Below are 433 nucleotides of genomic sequence, written 5' to 3'. Positions count from 1 at the left end.
GACATATTGTGAACATACAGCCTCATCTTCAGAGAACAATTTACGTACATTCGACCAAATCCCATCTGCCCCAATGACAGCTTTTCCACTATGTTGATCTCCATTGGCAGCCGTTACCGTGACAATACCTTCACTTTCTACGGTTTTGACGATTGATTGATTTGTCACGAGCTCAATATAGGGGTTTTCCTCGCAAGCTTCTACAAGAATGTGATGAAGATCAGAACGATGTAATACAATATAAGGTGCACCGTATTTCTCTTTATAGACATCCCCAAGGTCTAAAGCAGATAATTCTTCACCGCTAAAAGCATCCATTAACACCAGTCTTTTTGGAAAAACGGCGATCTCGTTAATCTTTTCCATTACACCTAAACGCTGCAATACATTTGTGGCATTCGCTGCCAGCTGAATTCCTGCCCCCACTTCACCG

Annotated in this window: 1 protein-coding gene; it reads right to left on the bottom strand. The window is 42.3% G+C overall.

Features of this window, described 5'->3' with window-relative positions; genetic code table 11:
* On the bottom strand, positions 1 to 433 hold a 433-nt coding region (locus JMM81_RS22755; RefSeq protein WP_483862183.1), incomplete at both ends, for an FAD-dependent monooxygenase.

Source organism: Bacillus sp. V3B (genome assembly GCF_024494465.1).
Taxonomy (GTDB): domain Bacteria; phylum Bacillota; class Bacilli; order Bacillales; family Cytobacillaceae; genus Bacillus_BD.
This window is presented reverse-complemented; position numbering and strand designations above follow the sequence as displayed.